2 protein-coding genes are annotated in these 3,772 nt (G+C 62.8%); both read right to left on the reverse strand.

All coding sequences use genetic code 11. The features are described 5' to 3' along the window. Positions 1–533: 533 nt before the first annotated feature. Entirely contained in the window at positions 534–1,643 is a 1,110-nt protein-coding gene (locus tag AC1MEK_RS29750; protein ID WP_480399833.1) for an HlyD family secretion protein, read from the reverse strand. A 110-nt stretch (positions 1,644–1,753) separates the two neighbouring features. After that, positions 1,754–3,433, reverse strand: coding sequence for an MFS transporter (locus AC1MEK_RS29755; RefSeq protein WP_480399834.1), 1,680 nt, complete (start codon positions 3,431–3,433; stop codon positions 1,754–1,756). Positions 3,434–3,772 lie beyond the last annotated feature (339 nt).

Consider the following 3,772-nt stretch of genomic DNA (forward strand, 5'->3'; position numbering starts at 1 on the left):
GCTGTCGCGCATGAAGATCAAAATCAAAAGCCAGATCAAGAGCGTGCGGTGAACTCTGTCCCGTAGCAGCCGGGCTTGTCCGCGGGTCGCCCTCAAGATCGCCCCGCCGGTAAGCCGTGCTGCTACGGAGGGCACGCCCTCGTGCTTCTGATTTAGCTTTTGATCTTCGTGTGCACATATCCCAGACGACACAAATCGCGACTTGGGTGCAGGCCGAACGGAGGTCTCGCGGAGTGGGTCGAGCCGCATGGATGCGGCGAGAGGCGCGTTGGGCCATGGATGGCCCTTCGCGCCGGGCCCACGGAGCGAGACCGGAGAGAGGGGACCCGACGAAGTCGGGCCAAACCAGGAGCAGGACCCCTTGGTTACTTGGGGGTGGTGCGGCATTCCGACTTTTCCAAGTAACTCGACGAAGTCGAAACAGGTCTGACGTTAGGAAGAGCGCCTTTGATCTTGAAACAGCTCTGGCGTTAGCCAGAACAAATCAGCGTCACCACCGCAAACGGATCAGCTCACAAAACCCCGCACAACAATCAGCGCCCAGCATCGACAGCCCCATCCACCGGGTCCGGCGGCACCGGCCCGTCCTGGCTGGTATCGATACTCACCACCACCGACATCCCCGGCCGCAACCGCTCCACCCCGTCCTGATCATCGTCGACCGTGATCCGCACCGGAATCCGCTGCGCGATCTTGACGAAGTTGCCGGTGGCGTTATCCGCCGGCAACAGGCTGAACTCCGACCCCGCTGCTGGCGAAATCCGCTGCACGCGCCCACGCATCTTGCGGTTTTCCATGGCGTCGACGGTGAAGGTCACCGGCTGCCCCAGCCGAACATTGGCCATCTGGGTTTCCTTCATGTTGGCGATGATCCAGCGCGGTTTCGGCACCAGCGCCATCAATTGCGCGCCCGAGTTGACGTAAGCACCCAGACGCGTGCCGATCTGCCCCAGCTGGCCGTCGCGGGGGGCGGTGATGCGGGTGTTGCTCAGGTCGATCCGCGCAAGCTCAATGGCCGCTTCGGCGTTCTGCACCGAGGCCTCCAGCGAGCCGCGGTTGACGATCACCGTCTGCAGATCCTGACGGGCGATTTCCAGCGTTGCCTTCGCTTCGGCCAACGCGGCGCGGGCCTGGGCGTCGGCGGCGCGGGTCACGTCCAGTTCGCTTTTCGACACCGAACCATCGGTCACCAGCGCGCTGCTGCGGCGCAGGTCGGCGGCGGCCTTTTCGCTCTGAGCCTGGGCGTTGGCCACCGTGGCCTGACGCTGCACGATGGTCGCCTCGGCACTGCGGCGCTGTTGCAGGTTGTTGTCCAGCGCGGCCTTTTGAATGCCCAGTTGCGCAAGCCCTTGATCCAGATGCTGCTGATAGATGCGGTCATCGATGCGCACCAGCAGATCACCCTGCTTGACCCATTGAAAATCCTGCACCGCCACCTCGTACACATAACCGCTCAACTGCGGCCCGATAATCGTGGTCTGGCCGCGGACCTGCGCGTTCTCCGTGCTTTCAATGGGGCTGCTGAACGGCGGCAGTTGCCAGGCGTACAGCACGACCAATACCCCGGCCAGGGCCACGCCGCCGAACAGGATCGACGACACCAGGCGGATCTTCGCCGAGCGGGGCTGACTGGTGGCAGGCATGGTCGCCGGTGCCGGGGCCGGTCCTGCCGAAGGCGCCGGATTCGCAGCGGGCGATGGCGCCTCGGAAGTGGCGCGTGGAGAAGGCTCGCCCGCAGGCTTGTTCGGTTCAGTCATGTAGGGTGTACGCCGCTTGGTTGAACGGAAGAAGAGGGTGCCGGGGCCGGGGTGAACGGCGCGACCGGTTCGGTGGTGATCCACAGCCAGGTGGCGCGGCTGGTGATCCAGATCATGGTCAGGACCGCGATCAGGGCGATCAGCATGAACACGTCGTTATAGGCCAGGGTGTTGGCCTCGCGGGTCGCGGCCGTGGCCAGTGCCCGAATGCCTTGATTGGTTCGGCTCGAAGGGTCGGCGATGGCCGAGATATAGGCATTGCTGGAGCTTTGCAGACGCGCCTGAACCTGTGGGTCGAGCAGGGTCACGTGCTCGACGATATGCGCGGAATGAAACTTCTCGCGCCAGACCTGAAAAGTGCCCAGCAACGCGGAGCCCATCAGGCTGCCGACGTTTTGCGCGATCCCGAACATCACCGAAAAACTGACCATGTTGCGCGGGTTGCTCAATACCCCGCTCATGCCCAGCACCAGGGTCGGGCCGAGAAAAAAGGTGCCGCCGAAGGCCAGCAGGAATTGGCTGAAATACATCTGCGGGCCGCGGGTCAGGCTGGTGGAAAAACTGTCCATGGTCGAGCCGATGGCGATCAGCGCCAGCGAGATAATCAGCGGCTTGAACAGGTGCTGCGGGTGGATGGTCATGGCGCTCACCACCAGCCCCGCGACACTGCCCAGCAGCATGAAGAAGTACAGGGTGTGCAACTGCTCGGTGCCCTGGTTCATGCCCTGCAGAAAACCCACGGCACCGGTGGCCTGCTCGGACAGCACCAGGCGGGTCAGCAGCACGCCAAGCGCGAACCGCAGCATCCGAGCACTGCCCAGCCAGCGGGTGATCAACAGCGGGCGAGTGCGGTTGTGTTCGATGCAGATGCCCATCACGATCAGCGCAATGGCGCAGGCCAGGGCGATACCGATCCAGGGCTCTTCCAGCCACCATTCGATGCGCCCCAGCGACAGCACCGCGCACAGAGCAGCGAAGCCTGAGGCCAATAGCGCGAAGGTCAGAAAGTCGAGCTTCTCAAAGGCCTTGAAACGGTCGCCCGGTGGCAGTTTGAGGATCAGCACGCAGCCCAGTGACAGCAGGCACATGCCCAGTTCGAACAGGTACAAGCCGCGCCATTCGGCGATCTGCAGCAGGTCTTCGGAAACCAGTCGTGCCAACGGCGTGGCCAGTTGCGCGGTGCCCAGCCCGAGTACCAAGGCTTTCATGCGCCACTTTTGCGGGAAGGCCTGGATCATGTAGTACAGGCCCAGCGAACTGAGCGCCGCGCCGACCATGCCGTGGGCCGCGCGCACGGCGATGGCCGAGTTGATGTCGTTGACGAACAGGTGGGCAAAGGTGACCAGTGCGTAGAGCAGCAGGAAGACTTCGGTAAAGGCGCGCAGGCCGAACTGCTGGCGGAATTTGACCAGCAGCAGGTTGATCGAGACGTTGGTCATGACGTACGCGGCCGGCAGCCAGGCGATCTCGGCCTGGGTCGCGCCCAGTGCGCCTTGCAGGTATTGCAGGTTGGCGACCACCAGCGCATTGCCCAGCCCGCCGGTCAGGGCGACGATCACGCCGACCAGGGCGAACGCCCAGCGCTTGGGGGTGGAGTGCAGCGGCGTGGACGGCGATCCGGGGATCGACGGCCGCTCGTGGGGCGCCCAGTTGTGGGGGGTGTATTTGTCGTTCATCGAGCAGACCTGATGGATGCTGTCCTGAGACCGTGGCTGCAGCGATATTACTCACCAGATGCCGTTTTGGAGTGAGTGGAGTTTAGATGCTTGCGGGGCGTTGTGGTTGGTGGGGCTGTGCGATGTTTTGTCTTTTTGAGGTAGATGTTGGGATGGGGTGTTTATCGGATTTTTGTGGTGGTGCTGATGATCAAGATCAAAGTCAAAAGCGCTCTTCCTAACGTCAGATCTGTTTCGACTTCGTCGAGTTACTTGGAAAAGACCCCCAAGTAACCAAGGGGTCCTGCTCCTGGTTTGGCCTCGACTTCGTCGAGGTTCCCTCACTCCGGCGATGTTCCG

It is taken from the genome of Pseudomonas sp. 2 (genome assembly GCF_056627435.1).

Coding starts and splice junctions, on each gene's coding strand:
- AC1MEK_RS29750 (WP_480399833.1), bottom strand. CDS start 1,643: ATGCCTGCCACCAGTCAGCCCCGCTCGGCGAAGATCCGCCTGGTGTCG.
- AC1MEK_RS29755 (WP_480399834.1), bottom strand. CDS start 3,433: ATGAACGACAAATACACCCCCCACAACTGGGCGCCCCACGAGCGGCCG.